This window comes from Lichenibacterium dinghuense (assembly GCF_021730615.1).
GTDB classification, from domain to species: domain Bacteria; phylum Pseudomonadota; class Alphaproteobacteria; order Rhizobiales; family Beijerinckiaceae; genus Lichenihabitans; species Lichenihabitans dinghuensis.
In genome coordinates, this window is record NZ_JAJLMN010000001.1 from 485972 (window position 1) to 504945 (window position 18974).

Here is an 18974-nt window from a genome sequence, read left to right on the forward strand (position 1 = left end):
CGGGTCAGCGTGGCTTGACGACGAGCTTGATCGCGAGCGCGAGCTTCTCATCAGCCGTGAGGGCGTTCAGGGCGTCGATCGCCTGCGCTGCGACCTCGATGAGATCGAGCGTGTCGGCGCGGTTCAGCGAGAAGGGCTCGGGGCTGTAGTCCGCCTCGTGCCGCTTGTCTTGAAGGCTCTTGAACGCCCTCGCGACCACGGACAACCGAGGCCCGGCCCCTCTCAGCCCGTCGAGAGCCTTCTTATGGTCCAGCGATCGATAGACCGGAGTGTAGTGCCGCCAGGGCTTCTCGCCGACGAGGCTCCCGGCGCAGAGCGTGCAGAGGGTGTGGAAGAGAGCGTAGTAGGCGCTCGATGCGGCCCGACGCAGCGAGACCGACCTCGGCCGCCCGGCCTCACGACGCGCCAGTCCGCGGGCGAGATCCAGCAGATCCTCCGGCTTCATGACTCGGAGCTTCTGGCCGACTCCCCTTCGTCGGCCGCCTCCTCGCCGAGGTAGCGGAACTTGACGTAGGCGAAACGGCGCTCTCCGGCCGCGATGAGCGCGTCATTGACGCCGGTCATCGCCGACAGCAGCCGTTCACCGCCGAGACGCGGAGTCGAATGCGGGACTTCGATCGCGACGTAGTAGGCTTCCTCGTCGTCCTGGTCGTGCCCGAAGACGACGTCGACGCCGTTGATCGACATCGGTCCCAGGGCGGCGTGAACCGCCGCCTCGATGACGTGCTGGACGTCCTCCATCCGCGCCCTCCTCTGCGCTACCCCGTCAAGCCGCCCGCCAGCGTCGGGATGTCGAGCGGGCGGAAGCCGTAGTGCTCCAGCCAGCGCACGTCCGCGTCGAAGAAGGGCCGCAGGTCCGGCATGCCGTATTTCAGCATCGCGATGCGGTCGATGCCCATCCCCCAGGCGAAGCCCTGGTACTCGTCGGGGTCGATATTGCAGGCGCGCAGGACGTTGGCGTGCACCATGCCGCAGCCCAGGATCTCCAGCCAGTCCTCGCCCTCGCCGAAGCGGATCTCGTCGCCGCGGCGCGCGCATTGGATGTCCACCTCCATCGACGGCTCGGTGAAGGGGAAGAAGGAGGGGCGGAAACGCATCTTCACGCTGTCCACCTCGAAGAAGGCGCGGCAGAACTCCTCCAGCACCCATTTCAGGTTGGCGAGGTTGGCGCGCTTGTCGATGACGAGCCCCTCCACCTGGTGGAACATCGGCGTGTGGGTCTGGTCCGAGTCGCAGCGGTAGGTGCGGCCGGGGCAGACCACGCGGATCGGCGGCTTCTGGGCCAGCATGGTGCGGACCTGCACGGGCGAGGTGTGGGTGCGCAGCAGGCGGCGCTCGCCGTCGGGCTTCGGCGCGAAGAAGAACGTGTCGTGCATCTCCCGCGCCGGATGGCCGACGGGGAAGTTCAGCGCGGTGAAGTTGTAGAAGTCGGTCTCGACGTCCGGGCCTTCCGCGATCGCGAAGCCCATGTCGGCGAAGATCGCGGTGATCTCGTCCGTGACCTGGCTGATCGGATGCAGGCGGCCGGCGAGCACGGGCGCCTCGCGCACGGGCAACGACACGTCCAGCGTTTCGGAGGCGAGGCGGGCCGCCAGGGCCTCGGCGGCGAGCGTCCCTCGCCGCGCCGCGAGGGCGTCCGACACGCGGTCCTTGAGCAGGTTCAGCGCGGCGCCGCGCGCCTTGCGCTCGTCCGGCGACATGCGCCCGAGCGTCGCCATCAGGGCCGACACGGAGCCCTTCTTGCCGAGCGCCGCCACGCGGACGGCTTCGAGCGCCGCCTCGGTGCCGGCCGCCCCGACCTCGGCCAGGATGGACGCTTCGAGTTCGGCCTCGTCGACCATGTTCGTCTCACTGATCTTCGTGGACGGGCCGCGGCGATCCCGCGGCCCGCGTCGTCATGCTCAGACCGCGGCGGGCGCCGGGGCGGCCGCCTTGGCCTTCTCCACGATGGCCTTGAAGGCCTCCGGCTCGGAGATGGCGAGCTCCGACAAGACCTTGCGGTCGAGCTCGATGCCGGCCTTGTTCAGGCCGTCGATGAAGCGGCTGTAGGTGAGGCCGAGCTCGCGCACGGCGGCGTTGAGGCGCTGGATCCACAGGGCGCGGATCGTGCGCTTCTTCACCTTGCGGTCGCGCGTGGCATACTGCATCGAGCGATCGACGGCCGCCTTGGCGGTGCGGATCGTGTTCTTGCGACGGCCGTAGAAGCCCTTCGCGGCGTCGAGCGTCTTCTTGTGCTTGGCGTGGGACGTGACGCCCCTCTTAACGCGGGCCATGGATGATCTCTCTTCTCAGATGGGGAGGACAGGCAGCGGGTTCAGGCGTGCGGCAGGAAGTACCGCTTGATGTTGTCGCCGTCCGTCTTGAACAGCACGTTGGTGCCGCGCAGGTTGCGGATCTGCTTGTTGGTCCTCTTGATCATCCCGTGCCGCTTGCCGGCCTGGGCGTAGAGCACCTTGCCGGTGCCGGTGACTTTGAAGCGCTTCTTGGCGCCCGACTTGGTCTTCAACTTGGGCATTTGGCTCTCACGGGGCATCGCCGGCCGGTGCCGGGAAGCCCACTCTGGTTCGAGGACGAGCGGAAGGATCGCCACGGCAGCCCTGGCAGGCCGGACGATCGGGGGAGACGCGCCTTCTAGCCGCACGGCCGAAGCGCGGCAAGGTTTTTCGCCGCCCGCCGCGAGGGCGCACCACGCCGACGTTGACGGCCCCGCGGATCGCGGCTAGGGACGGGGCTTCATTCACGGCGCTCCGGCGCCGCCATCTGCCGTGGCCTCCTCAGACACACAAGTCGGGCTGGGCCGCCGTTCGGGAACCCTGGATAATGGCGAATACCTCCTCGGCCAAGAAGGCCGTCCGCAAGCTCGCACGCCGCACCGCGGTCAACCGCATGCGCCGGAGCGCGATGCGCACGCAGCTTCGCAAGGCCGAAGAGGCGATCGCCAGCGGCGACGCCGCCGCGGCCCGCGAAGTGCTGGCCGCCACGGAGTCGGTGGTGATGCGCTCGGCCCAGAAGGGCGTGATCCACGCCAACACGGCGTCCCGCAAGGTGTCCCGCCTCGCCGCCCGCGTGAAGGCCCTGTCGGCCCAGCCGGCCGCTCAGGCCAACTGACGCAAGCCGACCGACCCCGGCCGGACGGCAGGGGTCCAAGCGAGGATCGAGCGCGCCCATCGGCGCGCTTTTTTTCGTCCTCCGACGCGTGCGCTGCAGCGAAAAAGCCGCCCGGCTGAGGCATAGCTGCATTGCAATGCAGCCGTGATTGCGACAAGGTCGCCGCAAAATTGCGGGGGGATCGCCTTGTTTCATCAGCTGCTGACGCCCGTCGGCGACAACCTTCTTCTGTCCTTCCTGGTCGCCGCCGTGCCGATCGCGGTCGTCCTGGTGATGCTCGGCATCCTGCGCCGTCCCGCCTGGCAGGCCTCCGCCACCGGCCTGCTCGTCGCGCTGATCCTGGCGACGCTGGTCTGGCAGCTCCCCCTCAGCGTGGGCCTCGACGCCACCTTCAACGGCATGGTCTTCGCCGTGTGGCCCGTCATGTGGATCGTGGTCAACGCGCTGCTGCTCTACAACATCGCCGTCGTGTCGGGGCGCTTCGACGCCTTCCGCGACTGGGTGATCGAGCACCTTCCCAACGACCGGCGCATCGTGCTGGTCGTCATCGGATTCTGCTTCGGCGCGCTGCTCGAAGGCATCTCGGGCTTCGGCACGCCCATCGCCATCACCAGCGCGCTGCTGATCCTGGTCGGGTTCGAGCCCATCGAGGCGCTGACCTTCACGCTGATCTTCAACACGGCGCCGGTGGCCTTCGGCGCGCTCGGCGCGCCCGTCACCGTGCTGGGCCAGGTGACCGGCCTCAGCGACGTGACGCTCGGCGCCATGATCGGCCGCCAGCTGCCCTTCTTCGGCGTGCTGCTGCCCTTCTACGTCATGTTCGTCTACAGCGGCATGCGCTCGATCCGGGCGCTGTGGCCCGTGCTGCTGGTGGCCGGCCTTTCCTTCGCCTTCTCGCAGTTCCTGTCGTCCAACCTCATCGACTACAAGCTGACGGACGTGCTGGCCTCGCTCGGGTCGCTGGTGGTCACGATCGGCTTCCTGCAGGTTTGGAAGCCGCGCTTCGACCCGGAGTTCGCCATGGTGCGCCCGGCCGCCATGGGCGCGGTCGGCTCCCGCGGGGCCGTGACGTCGTGGCAGGGCTGGCTGCCCTGGGTCATCGTCGCCGCCACGGTGATCATCTGGACCTCGTTCGGCATCCAGAACATCGGTGCGCAGAAGTTCGAGTGGCCCGGCCTGCACAACCAGGTCTTCATCACGCTCTACAACAAGCCCTACGCGGCCGTTTACACCTTCCAACCGCTGGCCGGCGGCACCGCCATCCTGGTGGCCACGATCATCACCGCCCTGGTGCTGCGCGTGCCCGCGGGCGCCTTCTTCGACTGCATCGGCCGCACGCTGCGCCAGACGCGCATCGCAATCCTCACGGTGGCGCTGATCGTCGGCCTCGCCTACCTGATGAACTATTCGGGCATGAACTACACGCTCGGCAAGGCGGTGGCGTCGCTCGGCGTCGTGTTCCCGCTGGTGTCGGCCTTCCTCGGCTGGGTCGCGGTGTTCCTGTCGGGGTCGGACACCTCGGGCAACGCCCTGTTCGGCAACCTGCAGGCGGTGGCGGCCAACCAGCTCGGCCTTAACCCCGTGCTGATCGCCGCCACGAACTCCTCGGGCGGCGTGATGGGCAAGATGATCTCGCCGCAGAACATCGCCACCGGCGTGTCGGTCACGGACCTCAAGGGCCAGGAAGGCGTCGTCTTCGCCCGCACCTTCTGGCACTCGATCATCCTCACCGTGCTGCTCGGCGTGCTGGTCGTGATCCAGCAATACGTCACGCCCTGGATGATCCCGCACTGACGGCGCGCGGACCCGGCCGGTGCCGGGTCCACCGCCCGACCGACTGCTCCGGAGGGCGAAACCCCTCGGAGCCCGTCACGGATAGCCGGTCGGCAGCGAATCGAGGAAGGCGTCGGCCTCGGCCACGAGGCCGGCCTTGCGCTTGTCGTCCCATCTTGCCAGCGTGCGATACGGCATCGCCATGCGCGCGTTGTGCTGAAGCTTCGGCGCGTTGCGGATCAGGAACGCCCAATAGAGGTAGTTGAACGGGCACGCCTTCGGGCCGCTCTTGACCTTGGGGCTGTAGCTGCACCCCTTGCAATAGTCCGACATGCGGTCGATGTAGGCGCCGCCGCCCGCATAGGGCTTCGAGGACATCAGCCCGCCGTCCGCGAAGGTCGCCATGCCGTGGACGTTGGGCAACTCGACCCACTCGTAGGCGTCGGCGTAGACCACGAGGTACCATTCCTCGATCTCGGCCGGCGCGATCCCGGCGATCAGGGCGAAGTTGCCCGTCACCATCAGCCGATTGATGTGGTGCGCGTAGGCCTGCCGCTTCGTGTCCTCGATGGCGTTGTGCAGGCAGTTCATCGGCGTGTCGCCGGTCCAGTAGAAGGTCGGCAGGGAGCGGGCCGCGCCGAGCGCGTTGCCGTCCTTGTATTCGGGCATGCGGTGCCAGTAGACGCCGCGGATGAACTCGCGCCAGCCGAGGATCTGCCGGAGGAAGCCCTCAGCGGCGTTGATCGGAACGCGGCCGGCCTCGTATTCCCGGATCGCGCGATCCACCACCTCGCGCGCGGTGAGCAGGCCGGCGTTGATGTAGGGCGACAGCGTCGCGTGATACAGGAAGGGTTCCCCGGCCCGCATCGCGTCTTGGTAGTCGCCGAAGGACGGCAGGCAGCGCGTCGCGAAGTCGTCGAGCGACGCGAGCGCCTGCTCGCGCGTGACGCCCCAGCCGAAGTCGTCGAGGGTGCCGAAGTGCTTCGGAAAGCGGCGCTCGACGAGGTCGATCACCTCGCGCGTCGCCTCGTCGGGCGCGAAGCGGAGGCGCTGCGGCGGCGTTTCGCCGGGCGGCCAGGCCTTGCGGTTGTCGGCGTCGAAGTTCCAGCGCCCGCCCTCGGGCGCGCCGCCCTTCATCATCAGGCCCGTGCGCTCCCGCATGGAGCGGTAGAAGGTCTCCATGCGGTAGCTCTTCCGGCCCTCGGCCCAGCGGGCGAAGTCGACGGTGGAGCAGAAGAAGCGGTCGTCGGGCCGCACGTGGATCGGCACGTTGAAGCGCGTCCGCCAGCCGTCGATCTCCTCGGCCACGCGGTATTCGCCGGGCTCGGTGACGAAGACGGCGTCCGGCAGATGGCGCCGCGCGGCGCGCTCCAGCTCGCCCGTGAAGGAGCCGGTGTTGCCCTCGTCGTCGAGCCTGACGTAGTCGACCTTCACGCCCTCGGCCCGCAACCCGTCCGCGAAGTGGCGCATGGCCGAGAACAGGAAGGCGATCTTCTGCTTGTGGTGCGGGACGTAGGTGGCCTCGTCCATCACCTCGGCCATCAGGACGACGTCGGCGGCCGGGTCGAGCCCGTTCAGGGTCGGGATCGATCGCGTGAGCTGGTCGCCGAGGACGAATCGGAGCGCGGACATGGGGGAATCCCGGAGCGTGGACGGCCCCGGTCTAGCGCCCGGCACCCGCCTCCGGTTCGGGCGCGACGTCGCACCCCCGCGCCCTGTCCACAGGCCGACGGCCCAGACCGCGCGGGTGCGGCCTTCAGTCGAGCGGCGCGACCGGCACGTCCGCCGGCTTGGCGGGGGCCGCGGCGGGTTTGGCCGGAGCCGCGGCCGGCGCGGGCGAACCCGTGATGCCCGCCGCCACGTTGCGCACGGGCTTGGCGTCGTCGCCCGCCGGGATCGCCAGGGGATCGGTCATCCGGCGCGACGCCGTCGCAGGAGCGGGGGCCGCCGGCGCGGCCTGCGCGGCCGGAGCCGGTGCCGGTGCGGCCGCGGGCTCCGGCCGGCTCGCGACCACGGGCGCCGGGGCGGCGGCCGGCGCCTTGGCGACCGGCGCCGGCGGCGCGGGACGGGGCGCCACGGGCGCGAGCGGGGTCGACTCGACCGGGCCCGGCTCGCGGCCGCCGGTAGCGGGCTCCGGCGTGCGCTCGACGACGCGGGGCCGCGGCTTCACGGTGCGGATCGGCGGGGGCGCGCGGTGGAGCGGCGATTCGGGCTCGGCGCTGCCGTCGTCGCCCGTCCCGAGGTCGCCGTAGCGCTGCGGCGGGGCGGCGTCGCGGTCGATCGGCCGGCCGATGCGGCGGGCGTTGGGGATGTCGCCCGGAGGCACGAGGCCGCGGTCGTCGTCGCCGCCGCGCGCCGTGAAGTCGCGGCCGTCGTCCGTGCCGCGCGGGAAGGCGCCGGGCTGGCGTCCGTCGTCGACCATGAAGCGCTGCAGGATCTGCGCGTCGGCGGCCGCCACGATGAGTCGCTCGTGCTGGCCCCGCTGGTCGAGCACGTCGGCCACGAAGACGTTGCCGTTGCGGCGCAGCGGCGCGAGCACCCGGAAGCCGCGCTGGCTGATGGCGCGCCGCACCTGCTGGGGTTCCATGCCGTCCCAGGTGCCGCCGTTGTCCCAGCCGCCCCAGCCGCCGAAGAACTGCGCCCGCGCCGGCGACGGCGCCGACACCGAGCCGGCGAGGAGGCCCAGCGCCAGGGCGACGGGAGCCAGCAGGGCGGGCCGCGCGGCCGCGGTGGGCTGGAAGGGGCGATGCGCCCGGCGGACCGTCATGTGGCGTCTCCCCTCGCGACGATGAGGCGGCAGCATGGGACGCCAATGCGGCGGAGCTGCGGCCCCGACCCGCTAGACTAGCGCGGCTGAACCGCGGCTGCACGCGCCGCGACGGCGATGAACTCCTCGACGGCGGCCTCCTCCGTGTCGAAGGCGCAGATCAGCCGCAGCATGCGCTCGCCCTCGCGCGGCGCGGCGTCGTCCCCGAGCGAGCGCGTCGTCCACGGGTAATAGCGGGCGCCGGCGGCCTTGAGGGCGTCGTCCACCGCGGCGGGCACGATCGGGAACACCTCGTTGGCCTCCGTCGGCCAGGGCAGGCGCACGCCGGGCAGCGCCGCCAGGCCGGCGGACAGCCGCGCCGCCCGCGCGTTGGCCCGGCGCGCGAGGTCGAGCCAGTGGCCGCCGTCGAGGAATCCCGCCATCTGGGCGCCGAGGAGGCGCCCCTTGGACAGTGTGTGGCCCCCGCGCTTGCGGCGGAACAGGAAGTCGCCGGCGCGCGAGGTGTCGAAGAACACCACCGCCTCGCAGGCGATGGCGCCGTTCTTCGTGGCGCCGAAGGACAGCACGTCGACCCCGGCCTTCCAGGTCATCTCGGCCGGGGTCGCCTCCATGGCCGCCACCGCATTGGCGAAGCGCGCGCCGTCCATGTGCACGGCGAGGCCGGCCGCGTGGGCTGCGTCGGCGAGGGCGCGGATCTCGGCGACGGTGTAGAGGGTGCCGGCTTCCGTCACCTGCGACAGCGACAGCGCGGCGGGCTGCACCTGGCGGACGATGCCGCGGGGATAGCGGGCCAGCGCGGCCGCGAAGCCGTCCGGCGTCACCTTGCCCCCTGCCCCGGGGATGCCGACGAGCTTGCCGCCTCCGGTGAAGAACTCGGGCGCGCCGCACTCGTCCTCGATGACGTGGGCCTCCTGGTGGCAGAATACCGCCGTGCCGGGCGGCGCCAGGGCGGCCAGGGCCAGCGCGTTGCTGCCCGTGCCGGTGGCGACCAGGAAGGCCGCGACCTCGCGCTCGAACAGCTCGGACAGGCGCCGCGACGCGTCGGCCGTCCAGGGATCCATGCCGTAGGGCGCGGCGGTGCCGGGGTTGGCCTCGACGATCGCCCGGAGGACCTGCGGGCTCGCGCCCGACGCGTTGTCGCTGGAGAAGTTCATCGGGTCCCTCGGGTCGCGGCCGCTCGGCATTCGTCGGACTAGCACGGCGGGCGAGGCGACGGGAGCGCGCGGCGCCCGCGCCTCAAGCTCCGCGAGGGGAGGCCACGCCCGCAGGCGGTCCGCGCGCGCCCGTGTCGCATCGCCGGGCCGGGGCGCGCGCCCACATGCCCCCGTCGGGACCGGGCCGGGCTCTGCGACCTTCGGCGCTCCGCGCGGTCTTTGCATAGATCAAAAAAGCCATTGTGCGGAGGCGCGTTTCCTGCAACCTAGACCGGCTCCAAATAGGACAGCCATGCTGACCTGTTTTGAGTGCCTCCCGCGCGCTCCGGCGCCGGGACGGGCGGTTCGCGGCGGTCCCGGAGCGGGTCGGCCGGAGCCGGGTCGGTGGGCGGGCAGGCATCTGTCTCCACCGGCGGCAGGAGGCGGGCGCGGCCCGCCGCTTCGGTACAGTGAGGGAGCATCGTCCCATGTCCATGGACGAGGGGAACATCGACGTCATCGCATCGCCCGCCCGCGCCGCCCGTGCGGCCGAGATCGCCAAGCGCGTGACCGAACCCAAACCCGTGCCGACCGTCCGCGACCCCGGCCTGCCGGCCGCGCAAGGCCTCTACGACCCGTCGAACGAGCACGACGCCTGCGGGGTCGGCTTCGTGGCCGACATGAAGAACCGCCGCTCGCATTCCATCGTGGCCATGGGCCTCCAGATCCTGGAGAACCTCGACCATCGCGGCGCCGTGGGCGCGGACCAGCACGCCGGCGACGGCTGCGGCATGCTCACCCAGATCCCGCACGACTTCTTCGCCGCGGAGGCGGAGCGGCTCGGCTTCGCGCTGCCCGAGGCCGGCCGCTACGGCGTCGGCTTCTTCTTCATGCCGCGCGACGCGGAAGGGCGCGCCGCGGTCGAGGCCATCGTGGCCGAGGCGGTCGCGGCCGAGGGCCAGGTGCTGCTCGGCTGGCGCGACGTGCCGGTCGACCCGTCGCTGCTCGGCTACAGCGTGGTGGACGGCGAGCCCGTGTCGCGGCAGCTCTTCGTCGGCCGCGGGGCCGGCACGCCCGACCAGGAGGCCTTCGAGCGCCGCCTGTACATCCTGCGCAAGGTGATCTCGGGCGCGGTGTACCGCTCGGCCGACCCGCGCATGGGCGGCTTCTACATCGTGTCGATGTCGTCGCGCACGATCGTCTACAAGGGCCTGCTCGTCGTCTCGCGCATCGGCAAGTACTACAAGGACCTGCAGGACGAGCGCTTCACCTCGGCCCTGGCCCTCGTGCACCAGCGCTTCTCGACCAACACCTTCCCGTCCTGGTCGCTGAGCCACCCCTACCGCATGGTGGCCCACAACGGCGAGATCAACACGCTGCGCGGCAACGTGAACTGGATGGCGGCGCGGCAGGCGTCGGTCACCTCCGAGCTCTACGGCTCGGACATCACCAAGCTGTGGCCGATCTCCTACGAGGGGCAGTCCGACACGGCCTGCTTCGACAACGCGTTGGAGTTCCTCGTGCAGGGCGGCTACTCGCTCGCCCACGCCATGATGATGCTGATCCCCGAGGCCTGGGCCGGCAACCCGCTGATGGGCGAGGACCGGCGCGCCTTCTACGAGTACAACGCCGCCCTGATGGAGCCCTGGGACGGCCCGGCCGCGGTCGCCTTCACGGACGGCCGGCAGATCGGCGCCACGCTCGACCGCAACGGGCTGCGCCCCGCGCGCTACCTCGTGACCGACGACGACCTCGTCGTGCTGGCCTCCGAGATGGGCGTGCTGCCCATCCCCGAGGAGAAGATCGTCACCAAGTGGCGCCTGCAGCCCGGCAAGATGCTGCTCGTCGACCTGGAGCAGGGCCGCATCGTCTCCGACGAGGAGATGAAGACGGAGCTCGCCGCCTCGCATCCCTACCGCGCCTGGCTCGACCAGACCCAGATCGTGCTGGAGAAGCTGCAGCCCGTGGAGGCCCGCGAGGCGCGCCGCGACGTGTCGCTGCTCGATAAGCAGCAGGCCTACGGCTACACGCAGGAGGACCTGACGACGCTGCTCGCCCCCATGGCGGCCACGGGCCAGGAGGCCATGGGCTCGATGGGCACGGACACGCCCATCTCGGCGCTCTCCGACAAGGCGAAGCTGCTCTACACCTACTTCAAGCAGAACTTCGCCCAGGTGACGAACCCGCCGATCGACCCGATCCGCGAGGAGCTCGTGATGAGCCTCGTCTCCTTCATCGGCCCGCGGCCCAACATCTTCGACCTCGAGGGCCACTCGTCCAAGAAGCGGCTCGAGGTGCGCCAGCCGATCCTCACCAACGAGGACCTGGAGAAGATCCGCTGCATCTCCTACTTCGAGGACGCCTTCGACACGAAGACGCTCGACATCACCTATCCGGTGAAGGAGGGCGCGGACGGCCTCGCGCCGACGCTGGCGCGGCTCGCCGAGCGCGCCGAGCAGGCCGTGCGCGGCGGCTACAACATCATCATCGTGTCGGACCGCATGATGGGGCCGGACCGCATCCCCGTGCCGGCGCTGCTGGCCACGGCCGCGGTGCACCACCACCTCATCCGCAAGGGCCTGCGCACCTCCGTCGGCCTCGTGGTCGAGACCGGCGAGGCGCGCGAGGTGCACCACTTCGCCTGCCTGGCCGGCTACGGCGCCGAGGCGGTCAACCCCTACTTGGCCTTCGAGTCGATCCACGCGCTGGCGACGGAGTTCCCGGAAGAGATCGACCACGCCCACGCGGTGAAGAGCTTCATCAAGTCGATCGACAAGGGCCTGCTCAAGGTCATGTCCAAGATGGGCATCTCGACCTACCAGAGCTACTGCGGGGCGCAGATCTTCGACGCGATCGGCCTGTCGACGGCCTTCGTCGAGGCCTTCTTCACCGGCACGCAGTCGAAGATCGAGGGCGTCGGCCTCGACGAGATCGCCCGCGAGACGGCGGAGCGGCACGCGCTGGCCTTCGGCGACTCGCCGATCTACCGCAACGCGCTCGACGTCGGCGGCGACTACAACTACCGCGTCCGCGGCGAGACCCATTCCTGGACGCCGCAGTCCGTGTCGCTGCTCCAGCACGCGGTGCGGGGCAACGCGCAGGAGAAGTACCGCGCCTATGCCCAGATCCTGAACGAGCAGGACGAGAAGCTGCTGACGATCCGCGGCCTGTTCCGCATCAAGACCGCCGATGAGGACGGGCGCGCGCCCGTGCCGCTGGAGGAGGTCGAGAGCGCGGCCGAGATCGTCAAGCGCTTCTCGACCGGCGCCATGTCGTACGGCTCGATCAGCCGAGAGGCCCACACGACCCTCGCCATCGCGATGAACCGCATCGGCGGCAAGTCCAACACCGGCGAGGGCGGCGAGGAGGCCGACCGCTACAAGCCGATGGCGAACGGCGACTCGATGCGCTCCGCCATCAAGCAGGTGGCGTCGGGCCGCTTCGGGGTGACGACCGAGTACCTCGTCAACTCGGACATGATCCAGATCAAGATGGCGCAGGGCGCGAAGCCCGGCGAGGGCGGGCAATTGCCCGGCCACAAGGTGGATTCCACCATCGCGCGCGTGCGCCACTCGACGCCGGGCGTGGGCCTCATCTCGCCCCCGCCGCACCACGACATCTACTCGATCGAGGACCTGGCGCAGCTCATCTACGACCTGAAGAACGTGTCGCCGACCAGCCTCGTGTCGGTGAAGCTCGTGTCCGAGATCGGCGTCGGCACCGTGGCGGCCGGCGTGTCCAAGGGGCGCGCCGACCACGTCATCGTGTCGGGCTTCGAGGGCGGCACGGGCGCGTCCCCGCTCACCTCGATCAAGCACGCCGGCTCCCCCTGGGAGATCGGCCTCGCCGAGACGCACCAGACGCTGGTGCTGAACCAGCTCCGCTCGCGCATCGCCGTGCAGGTGGACGGCGGGCTGCGCACGGGCCGCGACGTGGTGGTGGGCGCGCTGCTCGGCGCTGACGAGTTCGGCTTCGCCACCGCGCCGCTGATCGCGGCGGGCTGCATCATGATGCGCAAGTGCCACCTCAACACCTGCCCGGTCGGCGTCGCCACCCAGGATCCGGTGCTGCGCAAGCGCTTCGTCGGCACGCCCGAGCACGTCATCAACTTCTTCTTCTTCGTCGCCGAGGAGGTGCGCGAGCTGATGGCCGCCATGGGCTACCGCCGCATGGAGGAGATGACGGGCCAGATGCAGATGCTGGACCGCGAGAAGGTGGTCGACCACTGGAAGGCGAAGGGCCTCGACTTCTCCAAGCTGTTCCACAAGCCGGAGGCGGCCGAGGGCGTCGGCATCCGCCATGCGGAGGAGCAGGACCACAACCTCGGCAAGGTCCTGGACCGCACGCTGATCGAGCGGGCGCAGGGTGCGCTGGAGAACGGCGAGCGGGTGTCGATCGCGCTGCCGATCAACAACACCGACCGCTCGACCGGCGCCATGCTGTCGGGCGAGATCGCCAAGCGCTACGGCCACCGCGGCCTGCCCGAGGGCACGGTGCACGTGAAGTTCAAGGGCACGGCCGGCCAGAGCTTCGGCGCCTGGGTAGCCAACGGCGTGACGCTGGAGCTCGAAGGCGTCGCCAACGACTACGTCGGCAAGGGCCTGTCGGGCGGCAAGCTGGTGGTGTACCCGCCGGCCGAAGCCACGAAGCTCGTGCCCGAGGAGTCGATGATCGTCGGCAACACGGTGATGTACGGCGCCATCTCGGGCGAGTGCTACTTCCGCGGCGTCGCGGGCGAGCGCTTCGCCGTGCGCAACTCCGGCGCCATCGCGGTGGTGGAGGGCACGGGCGACCACGGCTGCGAGTACATGACGGGCGGCATCGTGGTCGTGCTCGGCCGCACCGGGCGCAACTTCGCGGCCGGCATGTCGGGCGGCATCGCCTACGTGCTCGACGAGGACGGCGACTTCGCCCAGCGCTGCAACATGGCGATGGTCGAGCTGGAGATGGTCAAGGGCGAGGACGAGCGGAACCGCCGGCTGTTCCACCAGATGGACAACTGGACGGGCCCGCCGCCGGTCGACGTCATGGGCGACATGACGCGGTTCGACGCCGAGCGCCTGCAGCAGCTCATCGCCACCCACGCCCGGCTGACGGGCTCGACCAAGGCGCAGGCGATCCTGGACGACTGGACCGCCTGTCTGCCCAAATTCCGAAAGGTGATGCCGGTCGAGTACCGCCGCGCGCTCGCCGAACTGACGCAACTGGACGAGCCGCTGCTCGCGGCCGCGGGGGAGTAGCCCGATGGGCAAGATCACGGGTTTCATGGAGCTCGATCGCGTGGACCGGCGCTATGCGCCGGCCGCCGACCGGATCCGCCACTACAAGGAGTTCCTGCTCCCGCTGTCCGAGGAGAGCACGCGCTCGCAGGCTTCGCGCTGCATGAGCTGCGGCATCCCGTTCTGTCACAACGGCTGCCCGGTCAACAATCAGATCCCGGACTGGAACGACCTCGTCTATCGCGGCGACTGGGAGGAGGCGTCGCGCAACCTCCATTCCACGAACAACTTCCCGGAGTTCACCGGACGCATCTGCCCGGCGCCCTGCGAGACGTCCTGCACGCTGAACCTCGACAACGCGCCGGTCACGATCAAGACGATCGAGAACGCCATCGCGGACCGGGCCTGGGCCGAGGGCTGGATCAAGCCCGAGGTCTGCAAGCAGCGCACCGGCAAGAGCGTCGCGATCATCGGCTCCGGGCCGGCGGGCCTCGCCTGCGCGCAGCAGCTCGCCCGCGTCGGCCACGACGTGACGGTGTTCGAGAAGAACCAGCGGCCGGGCGGGTTGCTCCGCTACGGCATCCCGGACTTCAAGCTCGACAAGGCGCATATCGAGCGCCGCGTGAAGCAGATGGAGGCCGAGGGCGTCACGTTCCGTTGCGGTGTCAACGTCGGCGTCGACGTGACCGTGCAGGAGGTGCTCGACGGCTTCGACGCCGTGGTGCTGGCGGGCGGGGCCGAGAAGCCGCGCGACCTGCCGATGCCGGGCCGCGAGCTCGGCGGCATCTACTTCGCCATGGAGTTCCTGCCCCAGCAGAACCGCCGCGTCGGCCGCGAGCCGCTGCGCTCCAACAACCCGATCCTCGCCACCGGCAAGCACGTGCTGGTGATCGGCGGCGGCGACACGGGCTCGGACTGCATCGGCACCTCGATCCGCCAGGGCGCGCTCTCGGTCACCCAGCTCGAGATCATGCCCGAGCCGCCCGAAAAGGAGAATAAGCTTCTGACTTGGCCGGACTGGCCGCTGAAGCTCCGCACCTCGTCGTCGCAGGAGGAGGGCGCCAACCGCGACTTCGGCGTGATGACGCGCCGCTTCTCCGGGCCGAACGGCACGGTCGAGACGGTCGACTGCGTGCGCGTGGACGGCAAGTTCCAGCCCGTCGAGGGCTCGGAGTTCCAGATCCGCGCCGACCTCGTGCTGCTGGCGATGGGCTTCGTGTCGCCGGTGTCGGACGGCATGCTGTCCGACCTCGGCATCAAGCTCGACGGCCGCGGCAACGTCCAGGCCGACATGAAGGGCTACCGGGCCTCCGCCGAGAAGGTCTACGTCTGCGGCGACATGCGGCGCGGCCAGAGCCTCGTCGTTTGGGCCATCCGCGAGGGGCGGCAGGCGGCGCATTCGGTCGACAAGCAGCTGATGGGCTCGACCGTCCTGCCGCGCTGAGCGGCTCCAAGGAAAGGTCGCGACGACGAAGGGAGCGGGCCACGGCCCGCTCCCTTTTCACGTCTTACCGCTTCGCTCGAACGCGCGATGACGGCCCGGCCTGTGCGGCAGGGCCCCGCATCACGCGTAGGCGCGCGTCCCGGCCGCAGCGGCGCGGCGGAGCCAGGTCACGTGGTCGGCCGTGATGCGCAGGGGCAGCCCCGCCTCGTGGAGGTGGCGGGCGACGGCCTCGAAGGCGGCGCGGTGCCGGCCGAACCTTTCGGTCCTGTCGGCGGCATCCCCGGCCCTGGTGCGCTCGATCGAATCCAGCGCCCCCTGCTGCACGTGGCAGCGTACGACCCTGCCGGCGCTCGTCATCGTGAAGCTCAGGTAGGCCCCTTCGTCCCGGACTGTGCTGCCGTTGGGCTGCAAGGACATGGCGTGGATCGCCTCTCTTGAATCGACCGCTCGTCGGCGGCTCCATCCTAGGACGTCGGCGAGAGTTAATGGTTCCGCCGCAGGTGAACTTATCCGGCTCTTTCGCTCGGACGCGGAGCGGGCCGAGGCACGCTCAACATCCCCAGCCGACCGCGGCGTCCACGGCGGCCCGCAGCGCGGGCGAGATCGCCATCACGTCCGACTCGCCCATGCGCAGCGCGTGACCCCAGCCCGCCAGCGTGCCGATCACCTCGCGCCGCTCGTCGGGCAGCAGCGCCCAATATTCGAGGTGGACCGCGGCGGGCCGGTGCCCCGCGGCATCGACCTGCCAGAGGATGTCGCGTTCGCAGCCCTCGGCGTCGACCTGGAGCAGGTCGATGCGGCCGAGGCCGTGGCGCTCGCTCAGGGTGGCGAGCGTGACGCCCGAGACGGTCTCGCGCCGCGCGGCGCCGAGCAGCGCGGCATGCAGGTCCGGCCCGACCCCGACGCCGCCGAGCGCGTTGCGCTCGGGATGGAACGTGCCGAGCCCCTCGGCCCAGAGCGGCACCGCGCCCGACAGGGCGGCGTCGCGGTCGACGCGCGTCATGGTGGCGGGGCCGTCGGCGGGCAGCAGCGCCGCCTCGACCGGCGTGACGTTCGGGTGGTCGCGGTAGGTGTCGCGGAGCGCCGCGAAGAGGTCGGGCAGCGGCTCCAGAATCACGCTGCGCCAGCCGTAGTGGGCCACGAAGGCGTGGACGGGGTCGAAGCGCTTGCCGTCCATGGCGCCCACCTGCAGCACGCGCGCGTCCGGCACGAGGCCGTGCAGCGCGTGCAGCACCGTGTGGATCCAGCACTCGTAGGAGCGGGCGAAGCCGGAGGAGGAGGCGGCGAGCCGGTCTGAGACGGCGAAGTAGCGCGTGAAGTCGCCCGCGATGAAGTGCCCGACCTGTTCGGCGCGCAGCCGCTCGACTTCACCGTCCATGGCCGCTGGCCCCCCGCCGTGTTAGATCCCGCCCGTCCCGCGGGCGCGGGCCGTCCGTGGCTGTCCCTACAGGCGAAGGCCGTCGCCCGCCAGCGCGAGGGGTTACACGGTGAGCCAGACCATCAAACTGACGGCCTCGGACGGCGTCACGACCGACGCCTACCGGGCCGATCCCGCCGGGACGCCCCGGGGCGGCATCGTCGTGCTGCAGGAGATCTTCGGCGTGAACCCGCACATCCGCCGCGTGGCGGACGGCTTCGCGGCCGAGGGCTACCTCGCCATCGCGCCGGCCCTGTTCGACCGCGCCGAGCCCGGCGTCGAGCTCGGCTACGCGCCCGCCGACATCCCGCGCGGCGTCGAGCTCGTCGGCAAGGTCGGGCACGAGCGGACGATGCTCGACGTCGCCGCGGCCGTGAAGGCGGCGGCCGAGGGCGGAAGGGTCGGCGTCGTGGGCTATTGCTGGGGCGGCTCGCTGGCCTATGCCGCGGCTGCAACGCTCGACGGCGTCGCGGCGGCGGTGGGCTATTACGGCGGCAACATCGCGAAGTCGCTCGACCGCGAGCCGCGCGTGCCGCTGATGCTGCACTTCGGCAGCCACGACGACCACATCCCGATGTCGGACGTCGAGGCGATCCGCGCCGCCCTGCCCGGCGTGCCGGTCTACACCTACCCGGCCGGCCACGGCTTCAACTGCGACGCCCGCGGGTCCTACGACAAGCCGAGCGCCGCCGCGGCGCTGGAGCGCACGCTGGCCTTCTTCGCCGAGCACGTCGGCTGAGCCACGGCCCCCGGCCGGTTGCGGATCGGCCGGGGATGGGTGACAAGCCTCGCACGCCGCGCGGCACGGCGGCGCGGGGAGGAGCGACATGGGGCACGGCGTCATCCTGCGGCGGAGCCTGATCGGCGCCGCCCTGCTCGCCCTGGCGACGGCGCCGCGGCCGGCCCGCGCCGAGGAGGGCGAGATCCGCATCGGCGAGATCAACTCCTATTCCGCCCTGCCCTCCTTCACCGAGCCCTACCGCAAGGGCTGGCAGATGGCGGTCGACGAGATCAACATCGCGGGCGGCATCGACGGCAAGAAGCTCACCGTCATCGCGAAGGACGACGCCGGCAAGCCCGCGGACGCCTTGACGGCCGCCAACGAGCTCGTGTCGCGCGACCACGTGGCGATGCTGGCCGGCGGCTTCTTCTCCAATGTCGGCCTCGCGCTGTCCGACTTCGCCAAGGCGCACCGCGTGTTCTACCTCGCGGGCGAGCCGCTGACGGACGCGCTCGTCTGGTCCGCCGGCAACCGCTACACCTTCCGCCTGCGGCCCTCGAACTACATGCAGGCCGCGATGCTGGCCGACGAGGCCGCCAAGCTGCCGGCCAAGACCTGGGCCTCGATCGCGCCCAACTACGAATACGGCCAGTCCGCCGTGGCGGTGTTCAAGAAGCTGCTCGCGGCGCGGCGGCCGGACGTGACCTGGGTGGCCGAGCAGTGGCCGACGCAGGGCAAGATCGACGCCGGCCCCGTGGTCCAGGCCATCGCGGCGGCCAAGCCCGACGCGATCCTGAACGTCGAGTTCGGCCCCGACCTCGTGAAGCTGGTGCGCGAGGGCCAGACCCGCGACCTGTTCAAGGACCGCTCCGTGGTGAGCTTCCTCACCGGCGAGCCGGAATACCTCGACCCGCTGAAGGACGAGGCGCCGACGGGCTGGATCGTCACCGGCTACCCGCTGTCGGGCGGGCTGCACACGCCGGAGAACGACGCCTTCGCGAAGGCCTACCAGGCCCGGTTCGGCGAGGCGCCCAGGATGGGCTCCGTGGTGGGCTACACGCTGGTGAAGTCGGCGGCGGCCGTGCTGCGCAAGGCCGGCTCGACCGACGCGGACAAGCTCATCGCCGCGGCGGAAGGCATCAGCTTCGATTCGCCCTTCGGCCGCGCGCAGTTCCGCGCCGTCGACCACCAGTCGACGCTCGGCACCTTCACGGGCCGGACGGCGCAACAGAACAACCGCGGCGTGATGACCGAGTTCACCTACCGCGACGGCGCGAAATACCTGCCCACCGAGGCCGAGGCGAAGGGGATGCGGCCGGCCGAGTGAGGCGCCGTCCCCAGCCCTCCCGCATGTCAGCCGTGCCGCATCGGCGCGCAGGTTGACGCTATGTT

At 70.7% G+C, this 18974-nt stretch carries 16 protein-coding genes; 6 read left to right on the top strand and 10 right to left on the bottom strand.

The features are described 5' to 3' along the window. Positions 1 to 4: 4 nt before the first annotated feature. Genes L7N97_RS02275 through rpmI form a run of 5 tightly spaced genes read right to left on the bottom strand, consistent with a single transcriptional unit; the run spans position 5 to position 2515 of the window. The gene (locus L7N97_RS02275) at positions 5 to 445 is read right to left on the bottom strand and encodes a hypothetical protein (protein ID WP_237476757.1); all 441 of its coding nucleotides are present in this window, start codon (positions 443 to 445) and stop codon (positions 5 to 7) included. After that, positions 442 to 741, bottom strand: a complete 300-nt coding sequence (locus L7N97_RS02280) for a hypothetical protein (protein WP_237476758.1) — start codon at positions 739 to 741, stop codon at positions 442 to 444. Before L7N97_RS02280 ends, L7N97_RS02275 begins: the two co-directional genes overlap by 4 nt. A gap of 17 nt (positions 742 to 758) precedes the next feature. Next, complete coding sequence (pheS, locus tag L7N97_RS02285; protein WP_237476759.1) at positions 759 to 1841, bottom strand: phenylalanine--tRNA ligase subunit alpha; 1083 nt, start codon at positions 1839 to 1841, stop codon at positions 759 to 761. Positions 1842 to 1901: 60 nt separating this feature from the next. Next, on the bottom strand, positions 1902 to 2273 hold the full coding sequence (gene rplT / locus L7N97_RS02290; protein ID WP_237476760.1) for a 50S ribosomal protein L20: 372 nt from the start codon (positions 2271 to 2273) through the stop codon (positions 1902 to 1904). Between the two features lie 41 nt (positions 2274 to 2314). Continuing rightward, positions 2315 to 2515, bottom strand: a complete 201-nt coding sequence (rpmI, locus tag L7N97_RS02295) for a 50S ribosomal protein L35 (RefSeq protein WP_237476761.1) — start codon at positions 2513 to 2515, stop codon at positions 2315 to 2317. A 305-nt stretch (positions 2516 to 2820) separates the two neighbouring features. Here rpmI and rpsT point away from each other — a divergent pair, with 305 nt between their 5' ends. Both rpsT and L7N97_RS02305 read left to right on the top strand, forming a co-directional pair. Beyond that, positions 2821 to 3108 (top strand): 30S ribosomal protein S20, encoded by a 288-nt coding sequence (gene rpsT, locus L7N97_RS02300; RefSeq protein ID WP_237476762.1) that lies wholly within the window; start codon positions 2821 to 2823, stop codon positions 3106 to 3108. Between the two features lie 186 nt (positions 3109 to 3294). Further along, positions 3295 to 4902, top strand: coding sequence for an L-lactate permease (locus L7N97_RS02305; RefSeq protein ID WP_237476763.1), 1608 nt, complete (start codon positions 3295 to 3297; stop codon positions 4900 to 4902). 75 nt (positions 4903 to 4977) lie between these two features. Here L7N97_RS02305 and L7N97_RS02310 read toward each other — a convergent pair whose 3' ends face one another. The 3 genes from L7N97_RS02310 to L7N97_RS02320 all read right to left on the bottom strand — a co-directional run bounded on the left by L7N97_RS02310 (position 4978) and on the right by L7N97_RS02320 (position 8802). Further along, positions 4978 to 6513 (bottom strand): cryptochrome/photolyase family protein, encoded by a 1536-nt coding sequence (locus L7N97_RS02310; protein ID WP_237476764.1) that lies wholly within the window; start codon positions 6511 to 6513, stop codon positions 4978 to 4980. Positions 6514 to 6637: 124 nt separating this feature from the next. Continuing rightward, positions 6638 to 7648 carry a hypothetical protein gene (locus L7N97_RS02315; RefSeq protein ID WP_237476765.1) on the bottom strand — a complete coding sequence of 337 codons (1011 nt, stop codon included), beginning with the start codon at positions 7646 to 7648 and terminating at the stop codon, positions 6638 to 6640. Between the two features lie 77 nt (positions 7649 to 7725). Next, positions 7726 to 8802, bottom strand: a complete 1077-nt coding sequence (locus tag L7N97_RS02320) for a threonine aldolase family protein (protein ID WP_237476766.1) — start codon at positions 8800 to 8802, stop codon at positions 7726 to 7728. Between the two features lie 467 nt (positions 8803 to 9269). Here L7N97_RS02320 and gltB point away from each other — a divergent pair, with 467 nt between their 5' ends. Then, positions 9270 to 14021, top strand: a complete 4752-nt coding sequence (gene gltB, locus L7N97_RS02325) for a glutamate synthase large subunit (protein WP_237476767.1) — start codon at positions 9270 to 9272, stop codon at positions 14019 to 14021. A gap of 4 nt (positions 14022 to 14025) precedes the next feature. Next, a complete protein-coding gene (locus L7N97_RS02330; protein ID WP_237476768.1) occupies positions 14026 to 15444 on the top strand; it encodes a glutamate synthase subunit beta in 1419 nt (472 codons plus the stop codon). 120 nt (positions 15445 to 15564) lie between these two features. Here L7N97_RS02330 and L7N97_RS02335 read toward each other — a convergent pair whose 3' ends face one another. Beyond that, entirely contained in the window at positions 15565 to 15861 is a 297-nt protein-coding gene (locus L7N97_RS02335) for a DUF1488 family protein (protein WP_237476769.1), read from the bottom strand. A 133-nt stretch (positions 15862 to 15994) separates the two neighbouring features. Then, entirely contained in the window at positions 15995 to 16822 is an 828-nt protein-coding gene (locus tag L7N97_RS02340; RefSeq protein WP_237476770.1) for an FkbM family methyltransferase, read from the bottom strand. Positions 16823 to 16931: 109 nt separating this feature from the next. Here L7N97_RS02340 and L7N97_RS02345 point away from each other — a divergent pair, with 109 nt between their 5' ends. Beyond that, positions 16932 to 17600, top strand: coding sequence for a dienelactone hydrolase family protein (locus L7N97_RS02345; RefSeq protein ID WP_237476771.1), 669 nt, complete (start codon positions 16932 to 16934; stop codon positions 17598 to 17600). Positions 17601 to 17688: 88 nt separating this feature from the next. After that, positions 17689 to 18909: an ABC transporter substrate-binding protein gene (locus L7N97_RS02350; protein WP_237476772.1), complete on the top strand. Its 1221-nt coding sequence runs from the start codon at positions 17689 to 17691 to the stop codon at positions 18907 to 18909. Positions 18910 to 18974 lie beyond the last annotated feature (65 nt).